We start from the raw sequence: 24,628 nt of genomic DNA, 5'->3' as shown, positions 1-24,628 counted from the left end.
GGCGGAAGAGCGACAGAGTCTGCGCCGCTAGCTCAGTTGGTTAGAGCAGCTGACTCTTAATCAGCGGGTCCGGGGTTCGAGTCCCTGGCGGCGCACAGAAAGAAGGCCCCTCGCTCCGGCGAGGGGCCTTCTGCGTGACCCCTTCCACGCCCCCGTCATGCCCGCAGGTACGCCAGCACCGCCAGCACCCGGCGGTGGGTGTCCTGCGCCGGCGGCAGGTCCAGCTTTCCCAGGATGTTGCCGATGTGCTTGCCGACGGCCGCCTCGGTGACGACCAGCTCCCGGGCGACGGCCCCGTTCGACCTTCCCTCGGCGACCAGCGCGAGCACCTCCCGCTCGCGCGGGGTGAGGGCCGCCAGCGGATCACGCCGACGCCGCAGCAGCTGTCGTACGACCTCGGGGTCGACGACCGTACCCCCGGCCGCCACCCGCTCCACCGCCTCCGCGAACTGTTCGACCTGGCCGATGCGGTCCTTGAGGAGATAGCCGACGCCGCTGCCGTCACCGGTGTCCAGCAACTCGGCCGCGTAGGCCCGTTGGACGTACTGGCTGAGGACCAGGACGGGCAGGGAAGGGTGTGCGGCACGCAGGGCGAGGGCGGCGCGCAGCCCCTCGTCGGAGAGGCCGGGCGGCATCCGTACGTCGGTGACGACGAGGTCGGGGGCGTACGACGTCACCGCCGCCGTCAGCGACTGCGCGTCCCCGACCGCCGCGACGACCTCGTGCCCGAACCGGGTCAGCACGCCGACCAGACCCTCCCGCAGCAGCACGCTGTCCTCGGCGAGCACGATCTTCAGCGCTGGGGGCACGGGATCTCCAGGGACAGGACGGTCGGGCCGCCGGCCGGGCTGTGGACGGACAGTGTGCCATCGAGCACGGCGAGCCGGTCGGCGAGGCCGGTGAGGCCGGTGCCGTGCGCGGGGTCGGCACCGCCCGTCCCGTCGTCCCACACCTCCACCCGCAGCACACCTCCGGCGTACCGTCCGCCGATCCGGGCCCGCCCCGCCCCGCTGTGCCTGCCGATGTTGGCGAGGGCCTCGCGGACCGCGAAGTAGGCCGCCGATTCCACGGGTTCGGCGAACCGGGGCAGGTCAACGTCCAGTTCCACGGGTACGACGGACCGGTCGGCCGCGTCCGCGAGGGCGTCGGGGAGGCCGTAGTCGGCCAGCACCTGCGGATGGATGCCGTGGATCAACTCCCGCAGCTCGCCCAGGACCCGATCGGCCTCCTCATGGGCGGCGGCGAGCCGGCCGGCCAGTTCCGGCGGGGCGTCGAGGCGGGCCAGGCCCAGGATCATGCTCAGGGAGACCAGGCGTTGCTGGGCCCCGTCGTGCAGATCGCGCTCGATCCGGCGCCGCTCCGCCTCGAAGGCCGCCACCAGCCGGGCCCGTGACCGGGTCACCTCGCCCAGTCGCCGTTCCGCCTCCGCCTCGCTCGGGGCGAGCAGCAGCCGGGCGAGCGCGGCCCGCAGCCGCGCGTACCGGACGAGGGGCCACAGCAGCGCGAGGAGGAGGACGGCACCGGCGGCCGTGCACAGCAGGGCCTGCCCGTAGGAGTCGATCAGCCAGAGCTTGGCGATCCGCGCGTCACCGCTGGCGCTGCCGGTCGTCGCCAGCTGCGCGGGCGCTCCGATCATCGCGCCCGGCACGACCAGCGCGACGAACAGCGCGACCACGTCCAGCGGCCACAGCACGAACGCGAGCAGGGCGGTGTACGCCAGCTCCCGCCAGGTCGCCCGCTCGGTCAGCCGCAGCCGGGTCCAGGCGGCGAGGCCGGGCTCGGCGGGGGTGGCGTGCGGGCCTGGCGGCGGCGGGGTGCGGGTGAGGGCCAGCCGCCGCCGTTCGAGGGCGCCGACCGGGATGCCCGACAGGACGGCCACGGCGAGCAGCGGCAGACCCACCAGGACCGGGGTCAGGGCAAGGCCGAGGAGCCCCAGGACCAGCAGCACCACCAGCAGCGGAACGCCGACGAGGACACCGCTCAACAGGTAGGCCACCGCGCGCGGCAGCTCCCGCAGGACCGTTCGGATCATGGGATCACGGTAGGCGGGGGCGGCGGGCGGCGGCCATGGGCCCAGACGGTGTCCGGGGGTATGCCCAGCCCTACCTCGTCAGCAACTCCTCCCGCCCGCGCGCCCGGTACTCCGCCACCAGCCGTGCCAGGTCGACCGCCGAGAACTTGCGGTAGGCCCACTTCCCGGGCGGCCGCCACCAGACCGGGTCGGGGCAGCGGAAGCCCTCGCGGCGGAGGGTCGCACGCTGGATCTTGTTGGTGGCGGTGACGGGCATGGACGGGACGACCCGGACGAAGCGGGGGGTCATCTTGGTCCCCAGGTCGGGTTGCGACACGAGGAACTCGGCGAAGCCGTCCGGGTCGAAGGCTCCTGCGACGGTCGCCATGACCTGGTCCCCGGCGACGGGGTCGGGCACGGCGTAGACGGCGACGGCCTCGGCGCCCTCGTAGCGGGCGAGGATGTTCTCGATGACGGCGGCGGCGAGGTTCTCGCTGTCGACGCGGAGGCGGTCGTCGGTGCGGCCGGCGAAGTAGAGGAAGCCGTCGGGGTCGCGGTAGAAGAGGTCGCCGGTCCAGTACCAGCCGTCGTGGCGGCGGGCGGCGTCCGCCTCCGGGTTGCGCCAGTAGCCCTCGAAGGGGTTGGGGCCGCGGTTGACCAACTCCCCTATCGCCTCGGTGCCGTTGAGCAGGCGGCCGTCGTCGGCGAGGAGGGCGGGCGGGCACTCCTTCCGGGTCTCCGGGTCGACCACCGCGAGGTCGTCGCCGGGTGCCGCCCGGCCGATGGCTCCCGGCGGTGTCCCGGGCGTCCGCTGGATCGCCGCCCCGCCCTCGGAGGACCCGTACCCCTCCACGAGCCGTACCCCGAAGCGTTCCTCGAACGCCGCCGCGTCCACCGCCCCGGCCTCGGTGCCGAAGCCCATGCGCAGCGGGTTGTCGCGGTCGTCGGGCCGGGGTTCGGTGGCGAGGACGTACTGCACGGCCCGGCCGACGTAGGTGAAGTACGTTGCCCCGTACGCCCGTACGTCGTCCAGGAACCCGGAGGCCGAGAACCGGCGGCGCAGGGCGACGCCCGCGCCGGCGGCCAGGGCGGGGGCCCAGTCGGCGATGACCGCGTTGCCGTGGAACAGCGGCATGCAGACGTAGTGCACGTCGTCCCGCCGCACCCCGAAGCGGTCCACCAGTGCCCGTCCGGCCGCCGCGAGCCGCCCCTGGGAGCAGATGGCCGCCTTGGGGGCGCCGGTGGAACCGGAGGTGAAGTAGAGCAGGAGACGGTCGGTGGGGCCGGCGCGGGTGGGGTCGGGCAGGGCGCCGGCGTAGGGGGCGAGCAGGTCGGTGTACGGCTGGGTGTCCGTCACCAGGATGCGCACACCGGTGAGTTCGAGATCGTCCAGCAGGGGCAGGTGGGCCTGTTCCGTGATGAGCAGGCGGCACTCGGTGTGCAGGATGTCGCGGGCCAGTTCGGGGCCCCGGCGGGTGGGGTTGACACCGGCGACGGCGGCGCCCGCGAGGGCCGCCGCGCTCAGCCAGAGGGGGAATTCCGGGGTGTTGTCCAGGAGGACGCCGAGGTGCGGTTCGGCGGCCGGTGGCAGGAGGTCGGCGAGCAGTGCCGCGCGGGCGGCGGCCCCGGCGGCGACCTCGTGGTGGGTCAGGACCTGTTCCTCGAACCACAGCCCGGGCCGGTGGTCGTCCCACCGGTCGGCGACGAGCTGTGCGACCGTGCGCCTAGTGGACTCCATGTCTGCGCACGGTAATTGACATGCCGTCAGTTGAGGAGGGTCACGGCGTCGGGAACGAGGGGTCGGTGGAGAACCGGTGGTAGGTGACCATGAAGAACACGCAGAACGCGAAGGCCACCCCGAGGAACGCGAGGATGCCGAGTCCGGCCGCGGCCTGCTTGACCCGCTCGCCGGGCGAGTGGGCGGTGGCGACCACCTCCGGGCCGTCGGTGTAGTACACGGTCACGAAGTCGCCCTCGACCGTGGTCATCGGCCCGTCCTCCTCCTCGAAGCGGACGGCACGGCCGTCCCGGGCCGTGAACTCGTACACGTGGTGGACCGTCGTGCGCACGCTGCTGTGCTCGCCCATGCTCCGGCTGACCGTGGTGAACGTCTTCAGGCAGCGCGCCTCGGCCGTCAGCCCGCTGTTCCAGGCGCCTCTGACGCGCAGCCAACGGTTCAGGACCCGGTACGCCATGAAGCCGATGAAGGTCATCATGACCACGGGAATGAGGTAGAAGAAGACGTCCATGGCGGTTCCCCCGGAGTTCGGCGGCCGCCCTGGTCGGCGGCGTGTGGGGAACGTACCCGGGTGGTGGCCCCGCGCAGCTCAAGCGATGCTCAGAACTCGCGGGGCCGGGGTGCCCGGGCTCAGAAGGTGACGTCCGAGCAGGCGTAGAAGGCGTTGGTGGTGTCCGCGATCGTCCAGACCGCGAGGATGACGTGGTGGCCGCTCAGCCCGGACGGCAGACGGCCGGTGTGGGAGAGCGTGGACGGGGGGCGCTGGCCGTTGTAGGGGACGGTGAAGAACGGGGTGAGGTTGAGGTCGGAGCGGGTCAGGGCGTGGTTCTGGTTCCAGCCCGCCCTGGTGACGTAGTACTTGAAGTCGGTGGTGGCGTGCATGGCGGTGAACTGCCAGCGGAACGTGTAGTTCTGACCGCCCGTCACCCTGGTGGTCGGCCAGGCGCCGCCGCCCGGCCTGACGGACGCGTCGAGCCGGCTGAACCTGCTGTTGCCACCGGAACACAGTCGGCCGTCAGCCGGCCCTGAGCCCGGGAAGCCCTTCGGTCCCTCGACGCTCTGCGGTTCCCACTGGATGTCGCCGCAGTTGGTCACGGTGCCGTTCTGACAGAGCTTCTGCCGGCTGACGGGGAGGTCGGTGTAGCCGTGGCCGGAGGCGCCACCACTGGAGAGCACGAGCGCTCCGGTGGTGGCCAGGCCGACCGCGGCCGCGTACCACTTGGTCCTGTTCCGCGCGTGATGGCGCATGCTGCCGCTCCCTGGAGTACGTGGGGTAGTTTCCAGGTCTAGACCAAGTCCCAGATTATGGGCGACCGTTGGCCGTGTCCATATCAAAAGCGCGTCCGAACGGATTCGGCGGTTCAGGGTCACTGCGGCGGTTCAGGGCGACACCTCGCGCCGCCCCGTGTAGAACGCCACCGTCAGGTCCTTCACCAGCGCCTTGCGCTCGTAGTCGTCGAGTTCGACCAGGCCGCGCAGGGTCAGCCGGGTCACGGTGTCCTCGACCGAGTCGACGACGGAGGTGAGGACGGTGTCCCGGTGCTGGGCGTCCAGCGCGGCGATCCGGCGGCGCTGCATCACGGCGGCCACCTCGGGCGCGTACTCGATCCGGATCGGCTGGACCGAGAAGACCTCCATCCCGACCGGCGCCGTGTCCGCCGCCACCAGCCGCGTCAGCGCCTCGCCCACCGCCTCCGTGTTCCGCAGCGTCTCGTCCCTGACCAGCGCGCCCGGCGGCACGTCCGCGGGCAGTCGCGCCAGCACCCGGGAGACCGCCGCCTCCACGCACTCCCGCAGATACCGCTCGTGGTCCTCGATCCCGAGCACCGCCCGCGCGGTGTCCCTGACCCGCCACGCCACCAGGACGACGACACGCATCGCGACCCCGTTGGCGTCGACGGCCGCCATCGGCTCGCTGCGCCAGTGCCTCAGCCGTACGTCGACCCGGCGGCGCAGCACCAGCGGGTTCACCCAGAGCAGGCCGGTGCGGCGGACGGTCCCCCGGTAGCGCCCGAAGAGCCCGAGCACCCAGGCCCCTCCGGTCCGCCCCCGCGCCAGCCCGCCGAAACCGAACATCGTCAGGGCCCCGGCCCCGGTGTACGCGGCCCACTGCGCCGGGCCGAGTCCGGCACCCGCGTACGCGGCCGGCAGTCCGAGCGCGCGCGCCGCGAGCGCCGGCAGCACCCCGGCCCACCAGGAGGTGAGGACGCATCCGGCCACCCCGCAGACCCCGCCCAGCACTCCCAGCGCGCCGGGAACCACCCGCGCCGGCCGTTCGACCAGCTCGGGGTCGACCTCGACGGCGGGGCGCGGCTCGGCGGACGCGAGCCCCGGCCGCACCCGCGGCTGCTCGCCGGTACCGCGCCGCCGGCCCACGACGGCGGGCGTGACCGGGACGGCCACCGGTACGGGGTCGTCGCGGAACAGCAGATGTACGGGGATCTCGGTGGTCGTCTCGTTCTGGATGAGCCGGGCGGGCCGCACGGGCCCTTCGGACTCCGGTGTGGGTGGGGTGGTCGTACTCATACGTGCCTCCATGCCTCCGCGCAGGAAGAACCGTGGTGAGAGCCCCACCGGTTCGGGTGGGACATCGGGCCGGGGACCGGCCTGGGATCGGGCCGAGGGTGGGGCCGGGGGTCGGGCCTGGGGTCGGTACGGGGGCCGAGTCGGGGATCGGGCCTTGGATCGGGCCGGGAAGAGGAAGGGGGTGGTCGGCGGATCCGCGCCCCGGCGGACGCCGGCCCTGCCGTCAGGAGAACAGCCGGCGCCAGGTCTCGGGGCCCGGGTAGCCGTCCGCCGCGCCGCCGCGCCACCCCTGCGCCCGCTGGAACGCCTCCACGTTCCGCCGGTCCGACTCACCCCAGCGCGACCCCGGACCCGAGGTGTAGTACTTGCAGAATCCCCTCCTGACCAGCTGCTTCCCCAGCCGGGTGACGTACGCGTTGTCCGCGCCCGGCCGGAACATGCCGCGCCCCGGATAGCCGGGGACGCCGTGCGAGGCGGGCGACAGGGGTCCGCCGGGAGCCGCCGGAGTCCCGGAACCCCCCGGCGGCGCGGGGGTCGCGGGGGTCGCGGGCTTCCGCGGCGGGCCGGGCGGGGTGGGCTTCACCGACGGCGCTCCCGGTGGGCGGGAGGCGCCGCGGGTGCCGGGCGGGGCGGGGGTGCCGGGCCCTCCCGCCTTGCCCGGCCGCCGGTGCACCACCGGCGGCTTGGGCGCCGCCGGCTTCCCCCGGGGGCCCGGATTCCCGGCCTGCGGAATGTCCCGGCCCTGCCCGGTGACCAGATACGACCAGGTCAGCGGACCCGGGATGCCGTCGGCGAAGTGGCCCGACCAGCCCTGCGCCCGCTGGAAGGCCCGGGTCGCCCTGCGGTGGGCGTCCGACCAGACCGGTCCCGGTCCGCCGGTGTAGAAGCGGGCCCCGCCGCGTCGCACCAGCATCCGCCCCAGCCGGGCCACGTACTTGTTGTGCGCGCCGGGCCCGAAGGCCTCGGGGCCAGGGAAGCGCTCCCCTCCGGAGGGCCCGGCGGCCCCTTTCGCGTCCGGCGTCTCCGGCGTCCTCGGCGGGGCGGCGGGCGAGCCGGGGCCGCCGGCGGAGTCGGTCCCGTCGTCCGGCAGGTCGGCGTCGTCGGCGATCAGCCCCTTGTAGCGGTACGGCACATAGCGGGTGGCGTTGTCCCAGTACCCGTACGGGGTGGCCTGCCTGCGGGCGTACGGGCGGGTCGACTCGTAGGCGATGTAGTGGGTCTCCGTGTAGTCCGTCCAGCCCCCGAAAATGACGACGTGCGAGCCCTTCTGGGGGTCCTTCGGATTATGGAAGAGCAGCATGTCGCCCGGCTTCAGCCGTTCCTTCGAAATGCGCTGTGCGAACTTGCCGAGGCTGCCTGTCCATTCGTTCCCGGGAAGGTTCCAGGCCATCGAGACGAACCCCGAGCAGTCCTGCCGATAACCGTCGGACCAGTACTCGCGCATGCTGTACGGAACCTCGGCCTCGATCCAGGCCCTGGCTCTCCTGATGATGTCGGCGCGGGTGGTGGGCGGCAGCGTCACCTCCTTCGGCGGCTTCTCCCCGTCCGCCGGACGACCTCGGGGGCCGTGCAGCGCACCCTTCTTCCCCTGCGGGGTGTCAGGCCCCTCACCTGCGGGAACTACACCGGGACGCACCGGTCCGTGGGTCGCCGCGACCGCCGGTACGACATGCCCCGCGCCGAGTGCGGCACCGGCGGCGGTGGCCACCACCAGGGCGTTCCTGACGGCCGTGCCCGCCGGGTGACTCGTATGGGCGTACTGGACCGAATACGGCATGACCCGCCGCCAGTGGACACAGCCGGGGCATTCGCAATCGGTCCCCGGATCGATCTCCTCGAATACCGGAGTCTCCATACGATTCCCCTCGCGAACCGACCGAAGAATTCCACGCATCTGCACGCCCGTCAGTTTCTCAACTGTCTCCCGGTGCCGCATGCTGACGGTCCAAATGATGTACTCCGCCGCTCCCGGCCGCGACCGGTGCGCGTTCGCTCCCCCCGGGCGGCCGACGGCCGGCCGGGCACCCCTGACCGACGGCCGGCGGGCGGCGGGCGGAGAGCGGCGGGCGGCTGTCGCGTCGGGCGGGGCTCGGACGGTCGCTCGGGATCGACCGCCCGCGGCTCTGGGCGACCGAAGCGGGCGGACAATGTGTTCGAGGCCAAGAACCGCACCATCAGCCAGTTCTACGTCAAGAACCGAGCACGCCGGCCGGTCGCCCGACTCCCCCCGCCGGGAGCCGGGCGACCGGCCGTTTCCCCTGCGGTCCCGCGATCCCTCCCGGACCACGCGGTCAGAAGCACCCCGGCACCTCCGCTAGACTTTTCCTCGCGCGCCGCTAGCTCAGTTGGTTAGAGCAGCTGACTCTTAATCAGCGGGTCCGGGGTTCGAGTCCCTGGCGGCGCACCACCCGAAGAGGCCCCTCGCGAGCGTGCAGCGCGAGGGGCCTCTTCGCATGCCCCCTTATCTTTTCGCAGGCCCATCTCCCCGCGCGCTCCTCTCCCCGCATGCTCCTCTCCCGGCATGCCGGCCTCCCCACACCTGCCCGCCGTCTCCCGCGCGCCCCCTGGGGTCTCCCCGCGCGCGCCCCCGGCTCCCCGCCCCTTTCGCACGCCCGTGCCATGGGCGAATTAGCACCGAAATACGAACCCCAAACTCTCACCGAGGCACACGACGTATGCGCTCAGGAACAAAAGATGCCGGGCAGGCATCAATGCAACCGGATGGCCGCCACCCCGTGTCTCCATGGTGTAGATCACATGGTGACGATGACGCATTGATGTGTCCGTAACGGTCGAGGGGGACCGATTCGGACGAAAGACCGACGAACACACACTCGATGTGTGTGCGGGGGGAATGACCCATGACGTCGACGCCGACGGGCGCCCGGCACAATCACGACCCATCCGAAACAACCCGGCTCAAGGTACCGTCGCCTCGGACCGGAGCATTCCGCAAGCTGCGGAAGACCCTTCCGCGCTACGACTACGAGCACTACAGCCGCCTCGCGGGACCACTCACCCAGCCCGATCCGACCAAGCCCTACACGGTGCAGTACCGCTCGCTGATCTCCCAGGAGCCGCACCGTCTGCGGGTGGCCCTGATGCTGGCCGCCGCACCGCTGCTCTCCCTGGTCCTGCTCGGCTGGCTGCTGCAGCAGGAGCACTGGACCAAGCGCGACTACGTCGAGTACGACTTCCTGCCCGCCCTCGACATGGTCATGCTGGTCTCGATCGGCCTGATCGAGTTCTTCCGCTGCATGAACGTGCTGTCGAACGCGCACGCCACCCTGGTCGCCCGCGACCCCATCCCGGTGGTGCCCGAGACCGGCACCAGAGTCGCCTTCCTCACCTCCTTCGTGCCCGGCAAGGAACCGCTGGAGATGGTGACGAAGACCCTGGAGGCGGCGGTGAGACTGCGTCACCGCGGGCTGCTGCACGTGTGGTTGCTCGACGAGGGCGACGACCCGGCCGTGAAGGCGGTCTGCGCGCGCCTGGGTGTGCACCACTTCTCCCGCAAGGGGATCGCGAAGTGGAACCAGCCGAAGGGGCCGCACCGCGCCAAGACCAAGCACGGCAACTACAACGCCTGGCTGGACGCCCACGGCGACGACTACGACTTCTTCGCCTCGGTCGACACCGACCACATCCCGCTGCCCAACTACCTGGAGCGGATGCTCGGTTTCTTCCGCGACCCGAACATCGGCTTCGTCATCGGCCCCCAGGTGTACGGCAACTACGACAACTTCGTCACCAAGGCGGCCGAGTCCCAGCAGTTCCTGTTCCACGCACTGATCCAGCGCGCCGGCAACAGGTACGGCGCCCCCATGTTCGTCGGCACCTCCAACGCCGTACGGATCAGGGCGCTCAAGCAGATCGGCGGGCTGTACGACTCCATCACGGAGGACATGGCGACCGGTTTCGAGATCCACCGTCACAAGAACCCGGCGACGGGGAAGAAATGGCGCTCGGTGTACACACCGGACGTGCTCGCGGTCGGTGAGGGGCCCAGCGCCTGGACGGACTTCTTCACCCAGCAGATGCGCTGGTCGCGGGGCACCTACGAGACGATCCTCAAGCAGTACTGGAAGGGCTGGTACTCACTGCCGCCGAGCAAGCTCTTCAACTACACGATGATGATCATCTTCTATCCGATGTCCGCCCTCAACTGGATCCTGGCGGCGCTGAGTTGCGCCCTGTTCCTGGGCCTGGGCGCCTCGGGTGTGAACATCGACCCGACCGTGTGGCTGATGCTCTACGGCAACGCCTCGGCGCTCCAGATAGGTCTGTACGTGTGGAACCGCCGGCACAACGTCTCCCCGCACGAGCCGGAGGGCTCCGGCGGTGTGGCCGGCATGGTGATGTCCGCGCTGTCCGCGCCGCTCTACGCGAAGGCGCTGATCGACTCGGCCCTGCGCCGCAAGAGCAAGTTCGTGGTAACCCCCAAGGGCGACTCGGCAAGCCCCGACCGGTGGTTCGGCACCTTCCGATACCACTGGTACTTCATCGTCATCTTCGGGGCCTCGATCGCCGCCGGCCTCGTCCTCGGCCACGCGCATCCCGCGATGATCATCTGGGCCACCTTCGCCATGATGATCACCGCTCTCCCGATCGTCGTCTGGCGTCACATGGTGCGGCAGGACCGGAAGAGGGCCGCCGCGGCCGCCGAACTCCAGGGTTCGATGGTGGCACCCCCCGAGGCGGCGCCCGCGCCCTTCGCGCCACAGTCCGCACCACACGCCCCGCCCGCACCCCACGCTCCCCGGCACAAGCCGAGCTGGGCCGCGTCCGGGCCGGGCAACGGGGGTAGCGAGCAGACCATGCAGATCGCCCTGGGCGGACTGGGGGGACGTAAGGAATGAAGGACCGTGCAGGCCGCCGCCGCGCCCGTCGCCTCGCGATCGGCGGGGCGGTGGTCCTCGCGCTCGCCGGGACGAACGGGCCCTGGGTGTACCGCTTCAGTACGGAGAAGTACCACGAGTACAAGATCAACAGGCCGGAGTACAAGGCCGCCAACGGACACTGGCAGATCGTGGAGTTCCCCGAGGAGTACCGGCAGAACACGATCCACGCCGCGCTTCTGCACACCGGCAAGATCCTGTTGATCGCGGGCTCCGGCAACGACGCCGACAACTTCGACAAGAAGAAGTTCGACACCCGCGTCTGGGACCCGGTCAAGCAGACGATCAAGCGGGTGCCGACCCCGGCCGACCTGTTCTGCACGGGGCACACCCAACTGGGCAACGGCAACCTGCTGATCGCGGGCGGCACCAAGCGCTACGAGAAGCTGAAGGGCGATGTCACCAAGGCCGGCGGCCTGATGATCATCCACAACGAGAACCCCGACAAACGGATGAGGATCAGGGCGGGGACCAGGTTCGTCGGCAAGGAGAACGGCAGGACCTTCGTCCTCAAGGACACCGTCGACATCAAGAAGGCCGTCAAGACCTTCGATCCGGACACCGGGAAGTTCACCGGCAACAAGCCGGGCATCGCGCGCGCCTACGTCGAGGCCGAGCGGCGCGGCAAGAAGTACGAGACGGGCACGGAGGACAACTACCGGGTCGTGGGCCTGAAGGGCGAGGACGCCCGGAACACGTACGGCATCGCGCAGAAGCTCGCCCTCGACAAGAAGGACTTCCAGGGGATCAGGGACGCCTACGAGTTCGACCCGGTCGCCGAGAAGTACATCAAGGTCGACCCGATGAACGAGGCCCGCTGGTACCCGACGCTCACGACGCTGTCGGACGGCACCGTCCTGTCGCTCTCCGGCCTCGACGAGATCGGTCAGCTGGTCCCGGGCAAGAACGAGATCTACAACCCCGCGACGAAGAAGTGGACGTACACCAAGGACATCCAGCAGTTCCCGACGTACCCGGCGATCTCCCTGATGCAGAACGGCAAGCTGTTCTACTCGGGCGCGAACGCGGGGTACGGGCCGGACGACATCGGGCGCGACCCCGGTGTCTGGGACCTGAGGACCAACAGGTTCACGAAGCTGCCCGGCATGAGCGACAGCAAGCTCCTGGAGACCGCGGGGACCGTGCTGTTGCCTCCGGCGCAGGACGAGACGTACATGGTCATCGGGGGTGGCGGGGTCGGTGAGTCGGAGCGGTCCAGCAGGAGGACCCGGCTGATCGATCTGCTGGCGGACAGGCCGAGGTTCGTGGACGGGCCGCAGATGGCGAAGGGCACGCGGTATCCGCAGACCTCGATCCTGCCCGACGACACGGTGCTCATCTCCGGGGGCTCCGAGGACTATCGCGGGCGCGGCGACTCCAACATCCTGGAGGCGCGGCTGTACGACGCCAGGTCGGGCGGGATGCGCCGGGTGGCCGACCCGCTGGTCGGCCGGAACTACCACTCCGGGTCGATCCTGCTGCCGGACGGACGGGTCGTGTTCTTCGGGTCGGACTCCCTCTACGCCGACAAGGCCAACACCAAACCGGGCGAGTTCGAGCAGCGGATCGAGATCTACACGCCGCCGTATCTGTACCGGGACGCGCGGCCGACGCTGACGGGTGGGCCGAAGACCGTCGCGCGCGGCGGGACGGCGACGTTCGGTGCGCGGGACGCTTCGGCGGTGCGGTCGGCCCGGTTGATCCGGCCGAGTGCGTCGACGCATGTGACGGACGTGGACCAGAAGTCGATCGAGGTGGACTTCGTGGCGAAGGGCGACCGGATCACGGTGACCGTGCCGAAGAACCGGAATCTGGTGCAGTCGGGGTGGTACATGCTGTTCGTGACGGACGAGGCGGGGACGCCGAGCGAGGCTCGGTGGGTGAAGGTGCCGTAGGGGAGGTTCCGGGGGCGTTTCCGAGGCGGGTGCGGGGGAGGGGGTGCGGGGGGCGGAGGGGGTGCGGGGCGCTGGTCGCGCAGTTCCCCGCGCCCCTGAGAGGCAGGGGTTGCGCCCCGTGCCTTCCCTCCCCCGCACCCCTCACCCCGTCAGGCGCCCCTCAGTCGGACGCCTTCGCCAGGGCCAGCGCGTACTCCGGCCACCACTCCCCCGCCTTGGGTCCGCCCTTGCACTCCCCGTCGGATTCACCGGGACGCTTCACCCACAGGTACGCGTCCACCAACTCGTCCTGGGTCCTGGTCGTCGGGGTCTCCCCCAGGGCCCGCCCCGGTGGGTTGCACCAGCGTTCGTCCTCGTCGCCCTCGGTCCAGGGGCCGTTGCCGTTGCGGCTGGTGTCGACCACGAACGGCTTGTCGCCGATCTTGGACGAGAGCTGCTTGCCGTACTTGATGGAGTCCTTGGTGGTGTAGAAGTTCGAGACGTTGACGGCGAAGCCGTCCGCCTGCTCGATCCCGGCCCATTTGAGGGGCTCGTAGATCTCCTCGGGGTCGCCCCAGCCGGCATTGCCCGCGTCCAGGTACACCTTGGTGTTCTTCAGCGCGCCGAGCCTCTCGATCGCGCCCCTGAGCAGGTCGTACCGCTCCCCGTGGAACTCCTCCGGGGTGCAGCCGTCCACCACGTGGAGCACCGCGTCGGGCTCCAGGACGACCGTGGCCGCCCGGTCCCCGATGCCCCGGGCCACCCCGTCGATCCACGCCCGGTACGCGTCGCCGTCGGCCGCGCCACCACCGGAGTACTGGCCGCAGTCGCGGTGCGGGATGTTGTAGAGGACGAGGACGGCGTCCCGGTCCGCCTCCTTCGCGGCCTCGGTGAAGCCCCTGGCCTCCCGCTCCGGGTTCTCCGGGCCGATCCACTCACCGGTGGGCTGCTCGGCGATCATGCGGATCAGCTTGGCGTCCCTGTCCTTGCCGGCCTTCTCGTAGGCGGCGACCTGTGCCGCCGCGTTGCCTCGCGGATTGACCCAGAACGGGTCGGTGCCGTTCGGCTGTTGGGTGATACCGGGTCCTGAGGTCCGGTTCTCCCCGCCGTCGCCGTCGTCCCCCCCGGAACAGCCGGCGAGCGATATCGCCGCCATCACCACCACGGACGCCCGAACCCCGGCACCCCTCCTGCCGTACATCCAACTCCCCCTTGGGTGCACCGTGTCGTAAGCCCCAATCCTGACATAAGTACCGCCTCGCCAAGGGGGTCGTCACACCCTTGTCCAGGTGCTGTCGACTCCTGATCACGATGGTGGGACGACACGTCCGGACGGAGACGGAAACCGCTCGTACGGCCCGCCGGGACACCGGCCGAAGCGGGTCGCCCGGTCCACAACTCCGTTGCCCCCAGCTCTCCATGACGTGTAGTCATGCGTTCCCGGACCGGTGTCGAACCGGGCGCCGACCGGGCCAGGTGAGCCGGCACCACTGGTTCGGCTCAGGGGCCGGGGCTCAGGGACCTGTCCCGCTCAGGGACCTGTCCCCCTCAGGGACCTGTCCCGCTCAGGGACCTGTCCCGCTCAGGTACGCGGAGACGACGACGTTCGCGGCGTACGTGCGGGTCGCCTTGTCGAAGGTGCCGCCGCAGGTGACGAGCCGGAGTTCGGCCCGCCCCGACTGCCGTACGCCATAGGCCCGTTCGGCGTCGAAGTCGTCACGGCCGATGACCTGGACGTCGTCCACGGTGAACTCGGCGATCCTGCCGTCGCTGCGGGTGACCCGGATCTTCTCGCCGATGCCCAGCGCGCTGAGCTTGTAGAAGACGGCGGGCCGGGTCTCGGTGTCGACGTGTCCCACGAACAGCGCCGCTCCCGGCGCCCCTGGCCGCGCACCCGCCGCGTACCAGCCGACGACGCCCGGCTGACCGTAGGAGGGCGGTTCGATCGCCCCGTCGCGGTCGAGGCCGCGCGCCACGACCGGCGCCTGCACGCCCATCGCGGGGATGTCCAGCCGCTGCGGCCGCGCGTCCCTCAACGGCGCTGCGGCGGGCGGGAGTTCGGCCTGCGCAGGGCGCCCGACCGCCGCGACGTCACCGGTCATGGGCGCGGACTCACCCGCACGTACGTCGGTGATCTCACGCCCCCACAGCCACAGACCGAGCAGCAGTACGGCCCAGGCGACACCGGCCACGACCCGGCCGGTTCCGCTGCCTGACCTGCCCCCCGCGCCCGCCCCGATCGTGCTCTCGTTGTCGGAGTAGTCCCGTTTCGACACGGCGCCCCCTCACTCCGTGCCGCGGCCGCGGCCCCGGCGCGCGCCCCGCGCCACGACCGCCGCCGCCGCGACCCCGGCGAGGACCAGGCCGACCACCGCGTGGCGGGCGCCGGGGCCCGCGTGCCGGGCGTCGTCCATGGAACTGGCCGGGTCGGCCGAGCCCCGGGCGTCCGCCGGCCCCGCCGCGAGCCGGGTGGCCGCTCCGCCGCCGCCCGCGCGCACGGGGGCGACCGGGGAGGCGGGGGCCGCGGGCCGCGGGACGGAGCCGGACTCGGCGCCCGGTGGCCTGGGGGCCGAGGGGCCGGCGGCTTCGGGCCTCCCGTCGCCGACCCTGAGGGTCCCCCTGATCCCGTCCTCGACGCCTGGGCAGGTGACCCGTAGCTCGTAGGTACCGGGGTGGAGCGAGGATCGTACGCGGGTGTCCCCGGCGAGGGTGCCGAGGCTCCCGTCGCCGGGGCGGGTGAGCAGCGCGTCCGCGACGAACGCCTCCGAGACGGCCGTTCCGGACTTTCCCGCGCACCCCGCGGCCCGCACCTGGATGTCGCTGCCGGGCGGCGGGGAGGCCGGCACCACCGAGACGCGTCCCGGGTCGGACGCGAGGGCCGGGGACGCCGACGCGGCCAGTGCGGCGGCGAACACCGCACCGGCGCAGAGAGTGACTCGTGATGAGCCCATGGTGAACCTCCAGACACCTGAGACTCCCCCGCCGGGCAGCGGGCCGCATCCGGGGAGGCGCCGCGACTGCTCCGTACGGGTGTCCTGGGGTTTATCCGGTGGGTCCGGCCGGTGGGGTCGTCCGATGGGTCTGGCCGGTGAGGCCGTCCGGTGGGCCTGGCCGGTGAGGCCGTCCCGTGGGTCTGGCCGGTGAGGTCGTCCCGTGGGTCTGGCCGGCGACCGGGCGAGCGGCCCGGCGGTGGGTTCAGATGCGGTCGACCAGGTCCGCGATGGAGTTCACGACCTTCGACGGGCGGTACGGGAACTTCTCGATCTGGTCCGGGGTCGTCAGGCCGGTGAGGACCAGGTAGGTCTGCATCCCGGCCTCGATGCCCGCGAGGACGTCGGTGTCCATACGGTCACCGATCATCGCACTGGTCTCGGAGTGCGCGCCGATCGTGTTCAGGCCGGTGCGCATCATCAGGGGGTTGGGCTTGCCCGCGAAGTACGGGTTCTTGCCGGTCGCCTTGGTGATCAGCGCGGCCACCGCTCCGGTCGCGGGCAGCGCGCCCTCGGCGGAGGGGCCGGTCTCGTCCGGGTTGGTGGCGATGAACCGGGCGCCGTCGTTGATCAGCCGTACCGCCTTCGTCATGGCCTCGAAGGAGTACGTGCGGGTCTCGCCGAGGACCACGTAGTCGGGCTCGTGGTCGGTGAGGACGTACCCGATGTCGTGCAGCGCGGTCGTCAGCCCCGCCTCGCCGATGACGTACGCCGTGCCGCCGGGCCGCTGGTCGTCCAGGAACTGGGCGGTCGCGAGGGCGGAGGTCCAGATGTTCTCCACGGGCACGTCCAGGCCCATGCGGGAGAGACGGGCGTGCAGGTCGCGCGGGGTGTAGATCGAGTTGTTGGTGAGCACCAGGAAGGGGCGCCCGGACTCACGGAGCTTCTTTATGAAGGCGTCGGCGCCGGGGATCGGCACGCCCTCGTGGATGAGCACCCCGTCCATGTCGGTGAGCCACGACTCGATGGGCTTGCGCTCTGCCATGTGCGATCTCCTGCCGACCTGTGCCGATTCCCGCGTACGCCCGTACGCCCGTACGTCCGGGCCCGCCCCAACCCTAGTGAGAGCTGGCTGAAAAGAGGAGGCCGATCTTGGCCGCTGAGACCGCCCGCATCAGGTCAGCGGCGGTGCGCGTGGGCGACGGGGCGCCGGGCCGGTGTCAGCTGGTTCGCCTGCGGACCCCCGCGACCAGCAGCCCGCCGGCGGACAGGAGCAGCAGCCCGCTCACGTACGGCAGTGCCGCGCGCATACCCGAGGCGGCCAGCTCGCCGGGGCGCTGCTCCGGGTAGAGCCGCGGCTCACCCCGTACGGTGCCTCCGCCCTCCTTCGCGGGCCCGCCGCCGTCCCGGGCGTTGCCCTCCTTCCCCGTCCCCGTCCCCGTCCCCGTCTCCGTCTCCGTCTCCGTCTCCTCGTCGACCTCGCCGTCCTCGCCGTCGGTGATCCGGAAGCGGTAGTCGTTCGACTCCCCCACCCATTCGCTGTCGTCGCCGCGCCGCTCGACCACGGCGGCGTTCGCCACGACGTCGTTCGGTACGGTCGCGTCCGAGGTGAGGGAGAGGCGGACCCTGACGGTGAGGGTGCGGCCGGGGGGAACGGTGAAGCCGGGCCCGTGTCCGCCGAGGACACCGACCAGTTCGTCGGAGTCGGTCCGCTCGAAGGTCACCGGCCGGGGGGTCGTGCCCTCGATGTCGTCGGCGTCCCCGGTGCCCCCGGTGTCCCCGGTGTTCTCGTAGTACTCCAGCTGCGGCTGCGTCCGTTCCAGCGTGCGCGCGCCGTCGGTCAGCACGACCACCGGGTGGATGTTCCCGCAGGTCCGGGTGGTGGTGTTGGTCAGCTCCAGCGCCCAGGTGTGGAACCCGCCACCGGCGACATAGGTGGCGGGCCCACCGCGGATACGGGTCCGCAGGGGAAACGTGCCCCTCTCCGTCCCGGCGCAGGTGGGCCGCCGGTCGGCCGACACCGCGCGCGGGGGCCCGCCTGCAACGGGGGCGCTGTCGAGCGCCACCGCGGGACCACTGACGACTACGGCAGCGGCAGCAGTGGCGGTGGCGGTGGCCGCGCCGGCCAGGACGAGGGTCAGACAGGTAGACGTTCGCATGAACACATGACCATGCCATCTACCTGCGCGGGGGTGTGCCGCCACGCCATCGGGGCGGCGGTGGCGGGGGTGAAGTCCGCTCGATCAGCGGAGTGACGGCGTGCCGAATGCACGGCTGTTCCGCACCACGGCTGTGCCGAATCCACGGCCGTTCCGCAGCCGGGCCGTTCCGCAGCCGGGCCGTTCCGCAGCCGGGCCGGCAAGGACGAGGGGCGCCCCCGGCCACCCCTCACCCGTCCTCGCGCCCGAACAGCGGTGCCAACAGCAGCTGGGCCGCCCCCTCGGCGACCGCGGACGTCCCGCCCTCCACCACGCGGACCGGCACGGCCGGATCCTCCCCCTGCCGCCGCGCCCACTCGTCGAGCACGAACCCCACGCCCCGTACGAACGCGTCCGGCCGCGCCTCGACCGTGCGCCCGCCCAGCAGCACCAGCTCGATGTCGAGCAGCCCCACCAGGTTCGCGACGCCCGCGCCGAGCACCCGCGCGGCCTCGTCCACGTCTCCCCGCCCGACCGCCGCGAGGCACAGCGCCTCGATGCACCCTCTGTTGCCGCACTCGCACAGCGGCCCGTCCAGCTGGACGACCTGGTGCCCGAACTCCCCGGCCCGGGTCCGGGCCCCCCGGTGCACCGCCCCGTCGATCACGAGCCCCGCCCCCAGCCCCGTACCGAGGTGAAGGTAGGCGAAGGATCCGTGCGCCCCGGCGGCCGCCGCGAGCCCCAGGGCCGCCGCGTTGGTGTCCTTGTCCACGACCACCGGCAGGCCCAGGCGCCGCACCAGCGCCGCCCGCAGCGGAAACCCGTCCCACTCCGGGAAGCCGGTGACCCGGTGGAGGACGCCGTGCAGATGGTCGAGGGGGCCGGGCAGGGCGACACCGACTCCGAGGACGGGCAGGAGGGGGGAGCCGGGGGAATCGTCCCCGGGGTCGGCCGGTACGACGGAACGCTCCTCACCGGCCGTCGCCAGCAACGCCTCCACCTCCGCCGCCGCGCCCTCGACCACGGCGTCCGCCCCGGCCCCGAGGTCCAGCGGCGCCCGCCGCTGAGCGACCACCGAGCCGGTCAGATCGCAGAGGACGGCCGTCAGCTCGTCCCGGTCGAGATGGAGACCGACCGCGTGTCCGGCGTCGGGCACGAGCCGCAGCACGGTACGCGGCTTGCCCCCGGTGGAGGCCCGGTACCCCGCCTCCGTCACGAGCCCGTCCGCCCGCAGCCGAGCGGTGATCTTACTGACGGCCTGCGGGGTGAGCCCCGTCCGCTCGGCCAGCTCCAGCCGGCTTATCCCGGCCACGCCCGCGCCGCGCAGCAGGTCCAGCACCAGCGCGCCGTTGTGGCTGCGCAGGGCGAGCAGGTTCACGCCGGTCACCCCCGGGGGGCGTCCTCCACCCCCGAGGCCACCGCTCGTACCGCCACCGTTGCCGATCCCGTTGCCGTTCACCCTCCCATTGTCCCTCGCGCTTGCACTTTGGCAACAGCGTTGCTTAAGTGGGCGTATGACTGGCACCAGCACAGGCAGAACCCCTCGCGTCGCGCTCGTCGGCTACGGCCTCGCAGGCTCCGTCTTCCACGCCCCGCTGATCGCCGCGACGGACGGCCTGATCCTCGACACGGTCGTCACCTCGAACCCGGAGCGGCGGGCGCAGGCCCGCGCCGAGTTCCCCGAGGTGCGGTTCGCGGTCACGGCCGACGAGCTGTGGGGCCGGGCGGACGAGCTGGACCTGGTCGTCGTCGCCTCCCCGAACAAGACGCACGTCCCCGTGGCCACCGCCGCCCTGGAGGCCGGCCTCGCGGTCGTCGTCGACAAGCCCGTCGCCGGTACGGCGGCGGAGGCACGCGAGCTGGCCGCCCTCGCGGACTCCCGCGGCCTGTTCCTCTCCGTCTTCCAGAACCGCCGCTGGGACAACGACTTCCTGACCCTCCGAAAGCTCCTCGCCGACGGCGAACTGGGCGAGATCCGCCGCTTCGAGTCGCGCTTCGAACGCTGGCGCCCCCAGCTCAAGGGCGGCTGGCGCGAGTCCGGCGACCCCGCAGAGATCGGAGGTCTCCTCTACGACCTGGGCAGCCACGTCGTCGACCAGGCCCTCACGCTCTTCGGCCCCGCCACCCTCGTGTACGCCGAGTCCGACGTCCGCCGCCCCGGCGCCGAGGTGGACGACGACACGTTCATCGCGGTCACCCACGCGAACGGCGTCCGCTCCCACTTCCACGCCTCCGCCGTCACGCCCCAACTCGGCCCGCGCTTCCGGGTGCTGGGCTCCGAGGCGGGCTACGTCAAGTACGGCCTCGACCCCCAGGAAGCGGCCCTCCGCGAGGGCGAGCGGCCCACCCCCGGCGCCGACTGGGGCCGGGAGCCCGAGGACCTCTGGGGCCGCGTCGGCACCGGCGACTCCCCCCTGACCGGCGGCGGCCGCCCCGTGCCGACCCTCCCCGGCGACTACCCCGCGTACTACACGGCCGTGGCCGCCGCCCTGCGGGGCACCGGCGAGAACCCGGTGACGGCGCACGAGGCGGCCGCCGCGCTGGACGTACTGGAGGCGGCGCGCAGGTCGGCGCGCGAGGGTGTGGCGGTGCGACTGTGACGACCGACGACCCCACCCCTCCCGCCGTCCCGACCATCGAGGAACTCGAAGCCCAGGAACGCCGGCTGGTACTCCCCCGGTTCACGCACGACGACGCCTGGGCGCTGGGCTCCCTGCTGGTGGACCTGGCCCGCGAGCAGGGCGCCCCGGTCGCCGTCGACATCCGACGCGGGCCCCAGCAGCTCTTCCACGCCGCCCTCCCCGGCTCGACCCCGGACAACGACGCCTGGATCGACCGCAAACGCCGTGTGGTGGAGCGCTACGCCCACTCCTCCTACCTGGTCGGAGCCCGCTTCCGAGCCCAGGGCACCACGTTCGAAGCCTCGTCCCGCCTCGACCCCGACCACTACGCCGCCCACGGTGGCTCCTTCCCCCTGGCGGTGGAGGGAGCGGGAGTCATCGGCACGATCACGGTCTCGGGCCTCCCCCAACTGGAGGACCACGCGATGGTGGTCCAAGCCCTGACCCACTTCAGGCAAACCCTGTAACCACCGAGCGCCCCCGCACCCCCGCGCCCCTCACGCAAGTGCCGCGGGGGCCTGCGGGTTCCCCAAGGACGCAGGGAACGGCAGGTTTTCAGGGTCGCGGGGAGGCGCGGGTTCCCTGAAGACACGGGGAACCCCAGGCTTCCAGGGGCGCGGGGAACTGCGCGACAAGCCACGACGAACCCGCAGCCGCCGACGAACCGCAGTCCCCCACCCCTCACGCGCGCCTCAACCGCAGCCCCACCCCCTCACGCACGCCTCAACCGCAGCCCCACCCCCTCACGCGCCCCTCACGCATCCAGGAACGTCTGCCTCTGCCGCCCGAGCCCGTCGATCTCCAGCTCCACCACGTCCCCGGCCCTCAAGAACGGCTTGGGTTCGGGCTCCCCCAGCGCCACCCCCGCCGGCGTCCCCGTATTGATGACATCCCCGGGATACAGCGTCATGAACTGACTGACGTACCGCACGACCTCGCTCACCGCGAAGATCTGCTCCCCGGTCGTCCCGTCCTGCTTCAGCTCCCCGTTGACCCACAGCCGCAGTCCCAGCTTCTGCGGATCGGGCACCTCGTCCGCGGTCACCAGCCACGGCCCCAGCGGATTGAACGTCTCGCAGTTCTTGCCCTTGTCCCACGTGCCCCCGCGTTCCAGCTGGAACTCCCGCTCGGACACGTCGTGCGACACCGCGTACCCGGCGACATGCGCGAGCGCCGCCTCACGCGACTCGACGTACCGGGCCGTACGCCCGATCACGACCGCCAGCTCGACCTCCCAGTCGGTCTTGGTCGACCCGCGAGGCACCAGCACCGTGTCGTGGGGCCCGACCACCGTGTCCGCCGCCTTGAAGAAGATCACCGGCTCGGCGGGCGGCTCGGCCCCCGTCTCGCGCGCGTGGTCGTGGTAGTTGAGCCCGATGCAGACGATCTTCCCGATCCGGGCGAGCGGCGGCCCGACGCGCAGCCCCGCCGCGTCCAGGGCGGGCAGCTCACCGCTCCCGGCGGCGGCCCTGACCCGGCCGAGCGCCTCCTCGTCCGCGAGCAGCGCGCCGTCGATGTCCGGGACGACGCCCGACAGGTCCCGCAGGACTCCCTCGGCGTCGAGCAGCGCGGGCCGCTCCGCACCCGCCGTACCGACTCGCAGCAGCTTCATGATGGCCATCTCCCTCGGTCGTCCGCCGCCCGGCCGATGGGTGCAGCCATCGGAGGACTGGTCGATCGTCCAAGGTCACGGTCCACTCCGCAATACCCGGTTCACGGAGTGGACCGCCCCATTCGCCCCGCCGGCGTTCTACCGAGCCGCGGCGGCCGACGACGCACCGGTGCCGCTACCCGTCGCGGCCCCTGCCGGCGCGGTGGGCAGCGGGTAGAGCAGCGCCCGCTCCACCGCGCTCCACGTCGTACTGGTCACCACGTACAGCGCGGCCGCCAGCGGCACCACCGCCACGCTGAGCAGCGTGAAGAAGGACATGAACGGCATGAACTTGCTGACGGCCCCCATGCTCGCCGCCATCCCGGGCACCTGCTCGTCCGACACGGCCGGCATCCCGGCCGTACCCGCCGCCATCATCCGCTTCGTACGGCGGAAGTTGAAGGTCGCGATCCCCGCGACGATCACGAACAGTCCCACGTAGACGAGCCCCTGCGGCCCGAAGACACCACCGTCGCCGAGCGCGTCGTGCCAGCGGTCGCCGAGCGGGGCCGCGAAGAGTTTGTGCGTGAGGAGGGCGTTGGCCTCGCCGCCGATCGTCCGGTTGGAGAAGAGGTGGTAGAGGAGGAAGAAGGCGGGCAGCTGGCAGAGGCTGGGCAGGCAGCCGGACAGCGGCGACACCTTCTCCCTGGCGTGCAGCTCCAGCATGGCCTTCTGCAGCTTCTCCGGGTTCTTGGCGTGCTTCTTCCGCAGCTCCGCGATCTGCGGCTGCAGGGCGACCCGCGCCCGCTGCCCCCGCGCCGCGGCCCGGGACAGGGGGTGTACGAGCAGCCGTACGAGCGCCGTGAACAGGATGATCGCGAAGGCCGTCGCGGAGGCGTGGAACAGCGGCTGGAGCAGATCGGCGAGGTGTCCGACGAGGTCGGCGAAAACGGACATGGGTGTGAGCCCTCCAGGGGTCTCGTCGTGCCAGGGATCGGTCCGAGACGGGTCCGACGGGGGACCGTGACCGGGACCGGATCGGGATCAGGTACCGGCGCGACGGCTCGCACGAGGAGCACGGACCTCCGGACGGAGGGAAACGTGGAAACGTGCTCTACGCGACGGCCGTCAGGAGGGCGTGTCCGGGCGCCCTGGGCCGTGTACGGCCGCGGGCGTCGGGATCGCGTTGGGACAGGAACGCCGTACGGCGCTCACGGTCCCGCATGGCTGTCCGTACGCGCGTACGCGGCACGACGGGGGCGCAGCGTGAGGCGATCACCGCACAGGCGGCGAACGCGGAGCCGGCGGCGGCGGTCGCGGCGAAGGCGACGGCCGCGGAGAGCGTGCCGGTGTCGAGGACGGCGACCTCGAAGAGGAACAGCAGCAGCATGGCGACGGGACGCAGGTCGATCCGACTCCGGATCATCTCGCACCCCTTTCCCTGCTCTGCTTCCCGTTCGGTCGTCTGCTCGGTCGCCCGCTCCGTCGGCCGCTCGGTCGTCTGCTCCGTCGGCCACCGTGTCACCTGGCGTGCTTGCCTGCTCCGTGGTGACTCGCTCGCACACATGCTCTCATCTGAGCCGCACCGAGCGCAGCTTCCCCCACACTACGAGTCGGTACGTGGAGGTGTACGCGGGCGTGCAGGTGGTGAGCGTGAGGTAGTGGCCGGGCTCGGCGTACCCGTACGACGGTCGCACGTCGCTGCGCGGAACGGGCCGCAGGACCCCGCCGTCGCCGGGCGCGGTCTGCGGGAGCGCCCGGTCGACGACGTACGTGTGGACGGCGTCCCTGGTCTCGACGCGGACCTCGTCGCCGGGCACGAGCCGGTCGAGGTGGCGGAAGGGTTCGCCGTGGGTGTTGCGGTGCCCGGCGAGCGCGAGGTTCCCGGGCCGGCCCGGCTGCGCGGTCCCCGGGTAGTGCCCGACGTATCCCTTGTCGAGGACGTCCGCCCGGCCGACCCCCTCGGCGACGGGCGCGCGAAGGCGGAGACGGGGGATGTCGAGGACGGCGTATGCCTCGGCCGCACGCTCCGGCTCCCCGCGCCTCTGCCGAACCGTCTCTCCCGCACCCACCCCCTTCCCCTCCCGCCCCCACTCCCTCTCCAGCGCGGCCACCTGACGAGCCGCCCCCTCCTGGGCCAGCCGGTTGGTCCACCACAGCTGATGGGCGACGAAGAGCAGGAGGACGAGCCCGAGTGTGACGGCGCCCTCGGCGGCGACCTGGAGCACGCGGGAGCGGGCGACTTTCATCTCCCCTTCTCACAACCGTTGAAAGAAAGAGGAGAAAGCGCTGTCACACCTC

Annotated in this window: 21 protein-coding genes and 2 tRNA genes; 6 read left to right on the top strand and 17 right to left on the bottom strand. The window is 71.9% G+C overall.

Going from position 1 to position 24,628, the window contains the following annotated elements:
- Positions 1-21 precede the first annotated feature (21 nt).
- A tRNA-Lys gene (locus tag ACZ6BB_RS06945) sits at positions 22-95 on the top strand.
- A 60-nt stretch (positions 96-155) separates the two neighbouring features.
- On the opposite strand, the gene ACZ6BB_RS06940 is transcribed toward ACZ6BB_RS06945, so the two are convergent.
- The 7 genes from ACZ6BB_RS06940 to ACZ6BB_RS06910 all read right to left on the bottom strand — a co-directional run bounded on the left by ACZ6BB_RS06940 (position 156) and on the right by ACZ6BB_RS06910 (position 8,130).
- Complete coding sequence (locus tag ACZ6BB_RS06940) at positions 156-809, bottom strand: response regulator (RefSeq protein WP_471614274.1); 654 nt, start codon at positions 807-809, stop codon at positions 156-158.
- Positions 794-2,032, bottom strand: coding sequence for a sensor histidine kinase (locus ACZ6BB_RS06935; protein WP_471614273.1), 1,239 nt, complete (start codon positions 2,030-2,032; stop codon positions 794-796). The genes ACZ6BB_RS06940 and ACZ6BB_RS06935 overlap by 16 nt, the downstream gene beginning before the upstream one ends.
- 70 nt (positions 2,033-2,102) lie before the next feature.
- Positions 2,103-3,749 carry a long-chain-fatty-acid--CoA ligase gene (locus ACZ6BB_RS06930; RefSeq protein WP_471614272.1) on the bottom strand — a complete coding sequence of 549 codons (1,647 nt, stop codon included), beginning with the start codon at positions 3,747-3,749 and terminating at the stop codon, positions 2,103-2,105.
- Between the two features lie 40 nt (positions 3,750-3,789).
- Positions 3,790-4,260, bottom strand: a complete 471-nt coding sequence (locus ACZ6BB_RS06925; RefSeq protein WP_471614271.1) for a DUF3592 domain-containing protein — start codon at positions 4,258-4,260, stop codon at positions 3,790-3,792.
- Positions 4,261-4,379: 119 nt separating this feature from the next.
- Positions 4,380-4,997 (bottom strand): lytic polysaccharide monooxygenase auxiliary activity family 9 protein, encoded by a 618-nt coding sequence (locus ACZ6BB_RS06920; RefSeq protein WP_471614270.1) that lies wholly within the window; start codon positions 4,995-4,997, stop codon positions 4,380-4,382.
- 132 nt (positions 4,998-5,129) lie between these two features.
- Positions 5,130-6,275, bottom strand: coding sequence for an SPFH domain-containing protein (locus ACZ6BB_RS06915; RefSeq protein WP_471614269.1), 1,146 nt, complete (start codon positions 6,273-6,275; stop codon positions 5,130-5,132).
- A gap of 223 nt (positions 6,276-6,498) precedes the next feature.
- Positions 6,499-8,130: a peptidoglycan-binding protein gene (locus tag ACZ6BB_RS06910; protein ID WP_471614268.1), complete on the bottom strand. Its 1,632-nt coding sequence runs from the start codon at positions 8,128-8,130 to the stop codon at positions 6,499-6,501.
- Between the two features lie 475 nt (positions 8,131-8,605).
- On the opposite strand from ACZ6BB_RS06910, the gene ACZ6BB_RS06905 reads away from it, so the two are divergent.
- The 3 genes from ACZ6BB_RS06905 (at position 8,606) to glxA (ending at position 13,068) form a co-directional block, all read left to right on the top strand.
- A tRNA-Lys gene (locus ACZ6BB_RS06905) sits at positions 8,606-8,682 on the top strand.
- 454 nt (positions 8,683-9,136) lie between these two features.
- Complete coding sequence (locus tag ACZ6BB_RS06900) at positions 9,137-11,134, top strand: glycosyltransferase family 2 protein (RefSeq protein WP_471614267.1); 1,998 nt, start codon at positions 9,137-9,139, stop codon at positions 11,132-11,134.
- On the top strand, positions 11,131-13,068 hold the full coding sequence (gene glxA, locus ACZ6BB_RS06895) for a radical copper oxidase GlxA (RefSeq protein WP_471614266.1): 1,938 nt from the start codon (positions 11,131-11,133) through the stop codon (positions 13,066-13,068). Before ACZ6BB_RS06900 ends, glxA begins: the two co-directional genes overlap by 4 nt.
- A 160-nt stretch (positions 13,069-13,228) precedes the next feature.
- Here the strand turns inward: glxA and ACZ6BB_RS06890 are convergent, their stop codons facing one another.
- From ACZ6BB_RS06890 to ACZ6BB_RS06865, 6 genes are all read right to left on the bottom strand, one after another.
- The gene (locus ACZ6BB_RS06890) at positions 13,229-14,248 is read right to left on the bottom strand and encodes a glycoside hydrolase family 6 protein (protein WP_471614265.1); all 1,020 of its coding nucleotides are present in this window, start codon (positions 14,246-14,248) and stop codon (positions 13,229-13,231) included.
- 364 nt (positions 14,249-14,612) lie between these two features.
- Positions 14,613-15,323, bottom strand: a complete 711-nt coding sequence (locus ACZ6BB_RS06885) for a class F sortase (protein ID WP_471614264.1) — start codon at positions 15,321-15,323, stop codon at positions 14,613-14,615.
- A 9-nt stretch (positions 15,324-15,332) separates the two neighbouring features.
- Positions 15,333-15,998, bottom strand: a complete 666-nt coding sequence (locus tag ACZ6BB_RS06880) for a hypothetical protein (protein WP_471614263.1) — start codon at positions 15,996-15,998, stop codon at positions 15,333-15,335.
- Between the two features lie 244 nt (positions 15,999-16,242).
- Positions 16,243-17,022 (bottom strand): HAD-IIA family hydrolase, encoded by a 780-nt coding sequence (locus tag ACZ6BB_RS06875; protein ID WP_013003320.1) that lies wholly within the window; start codon positions 17,020-17,022, stop codon positions 16,243-16,245.
- Positions 17,023-17,197: 175 nt separating this feature from the next.
- Positions 17,198-18,142, bottom strand: a complete 945-nt coding sequence (locus tag ACZ6BB_RS06870) for a cell wall protein (RefSeq protein ID WP_471614262.1) — start codon at positions 18,140-18,142, stop codon at positions 17,198-17,200.
- A 223-nt stretch (positions 18,143-18,365) separates the two neighbouring features.
- Positions 18,366-19,574 (bottom strand): ROK family protein, encoded by a 1,209-nt coding sequence (locus ACZ6BB_RS06865; protein WP_471614261.1) that lies wholly within the window; start codon positions 19,572-19,574, stop codon positions 18,366-18,368.
- Between the two features lie 55 nt (positions 19,575-19,629).
- Between ACZ6BB_RS06865 and ACZ6BB_RS06860 the strand changes: the two genes are divergently transcribed.
- Together ACZ6BB_RS06860 and ACZ6BB_RS06855 are read left to right on the top strand one after the other, a co-directional pair.
- Positions 19,630-20,715, top strand: coding sequence for a Gfo/Idh/MocA family oxidoreductase (locus ACZ6BB_RS06860; protein ID WP_471614260.1), 1,086 nt, complete (start codon positions 19,630-19,632; stop codon positions 20,713-20,715).
- Positions 20,712-21,203, top strand: coding sequence for a heme-degrading domain-containing protein (locus tag ACZ6BB_RS06855; RefSeq protein ID WP_471614259.1), 492 nt, complete (start codon positions 20,712-20,714; stop codon positions 21,201-21,203). Before ACZ6BB_RS06860 ends, ACZ6BB_RS06855 begins: the two co-directional genes overlap by 4 nt.
- Positions 21,204-21,490: 287 nt before the next feature.
- Here ACZ6BB_RS06855 and ACZ6BB_RS06850 read toward each other — a convergent pair whose 3' ends face one another.
- The 4 genes from ACZ6BB_RS06850 to ACZ6BB_RS06835 form a co-directional block, all read right to left on the bottom strand.
- The gene (locus ACZ6BB_RS06850; protein WP_471614258.1) at positions 21,491-22,348 is read right to left on the bottom strand and encodes a fumarylacetoacetate hydrolase family protein; all 858 of its coding nucleotides are present in this window, start codon (positions 22,346-22,348) and stop codon (positions 21,491-21,493) included.
- A gap of 138 nt (positions 22,349-22,486) precedes the next feature.
- Complete coding sequence (locus ACZ6BB_RS06845; protein WP_471614257.1) at positions 22,487-23,284, bottom strand: YidC/Oxa1 family membrane protein insertase; 798 nt, start codon at positions 23,282-23,284, stop codon at positions 22,487-22,489.
- A 157-nt stretch (positions 23,285-23,441) separates the two neighbouring features.
- Entirely contained in the window at positions 23,442-23,753 is a 312-nt protein-coding gene (locus tag ACZ6BB_RS06840) for a DUF6412 domain-containing protein (RefSeq protein ID WP_471614256.1), read from the bottom strand.
- A gap of 145 nt (positions 23,754-23,898) precedes the next feature.
- Positions 23,899-24,576: a class E sortase gene (locus ACZ6BB_RS06835; RefSeq protein WP_471614255.1), complete on the bottom strand. Its 678-nt coding sequence runs from the start codon at positions 24,574-24,576 to the stop codon at positions 23,899-23,901.
- Positions 24,577-24,628 lie beyond the last annotated feature (52 nt).

It is taken from the genome of Streptomyces sp. NPDC041108 (assembly GCF_055592645.1).
Note: the sequence above shows the minus strand (reverse complement) of the source record. Positions and strands in the feature narration are given on the sequence as shown.

Bases quoted from the DNA above. Each gene is read 5' to 3' on its own strand.
- ACZ6BB_RS06935 (WP_471614273.1), bottom strand. From the start codon at position 2,032: ATGATCCGAACGGTCCTGCGGGAGCTGCCGCGCGCGGTGGCCTACCTG.
- ACZ6BB_RS06930 (WP_471614272.1), bottom strand. From the start codon at position 3,749: ATGGAGTCCACTAGGCGCACGGTCGCACAGCTCGTCGCCGACCGGTGG.
- ACZ6BB_RS06925 (WP_471614271.1), bottom strand. From the start codon at position 4,260: ATGGACGTCTTCTTCTACCTCATTCCCGTGGTCATGATGACCTTCATC.
- ACZ6BB_RS06920 (WP_471614270.1), bottom strand. From the start codon at position 4,997: ATGCGCCATCACGCGCGGAACAGGACCAAGTGGTACGCGGCCGCGGTC.
- ACZ6BB_RS06915 (WP_471614269.1), bottom strand. From the start codon at position 6,275: ATGAGTACGACCACCCCACCCACACCGGAGTCCGAAGGGCCCGTGCGG.
- ACZ6BB_RS06910 (WP_471614268.1), bottom strand. From the start codon at position 8,130: ATGGAGACTCCGGTATTCGAGGAGATCGATCCGGGGACCGATTGCGAA.
- ACZ6BB_RS06900 (WP_471614267.1), top strand. From the start codon at position 9,137: ATGACGTCGACGCCGACGGGCGCCCGGCACAATCACGACCCATCCGAA.
- glxA (WP_471614266.1), top strand. From the start codon at position 11,131: ATGAAGGACCGTGCAGGCCGCCGCCGCGCCCGTCGCCTCGCGATCGGC.
- ACZ6BB_RS06890 (WP_471614265.1), bottom strand. From the start codon at position 14,248: ATGTACGGCAGGAGGGGTGCCGGGGTTCGGGCGTCCGTGGTGGTGATG.
- ACZ6BB_RS06880 (WP_471614263.1), bottom strand. From the start codon at position 15,998: ATGGGCTCATCACGAGTCACTCTCTGCGCCGGTGCGGTGTTCGCCGCC.
- ACZ6BB_RS06875 (WP_013003320.1), bottom strand. From the start codon at position 17,022: ATGGCAGAGCGCAAGCCCATCGAGTCGTGGCTCACCGACATGGACGGG.
- ACZ6BB_RS06860 (WP_471614260.1), top strand. From the start codon at position 19,630: ATGACTGGCACCAGCACAGGCAGAACCCCTCGCGTCGCGCTCGTCGGC.
- ACZ6BB_RS06850 (WP_471614258.1), bottom strand. From the start codon at position 22,348: ATGAAGCTGCTGCGAGTCGGTACGGCGGGTGCGGAGCGGCCCGCGCTG.
- ACZ6BB_RS06845 (WP_471614257.1), bottom strand. From the start codon at position 23,284: ATGTCCGTTTTCGCCGACCTCGTCGGACACCTCGCCGATCTGCTCCAG.
- ACZ6BB_RS06840 (WP_471614256.1), bottom strand. From the start codon at position 23,753: ATGATCCGGAGTCGGATCGACCTGCGTCCCGTCGCCATGCTGCTGCTG.
- ACZ6BB_RS06835 (WP_471614255.1), bottom strand. From the start codon at position 24,576: ATGAAAGTCGCCCGCTCCCGCGTGCTCCAGGTCGCCGCCGAGGGCGCC.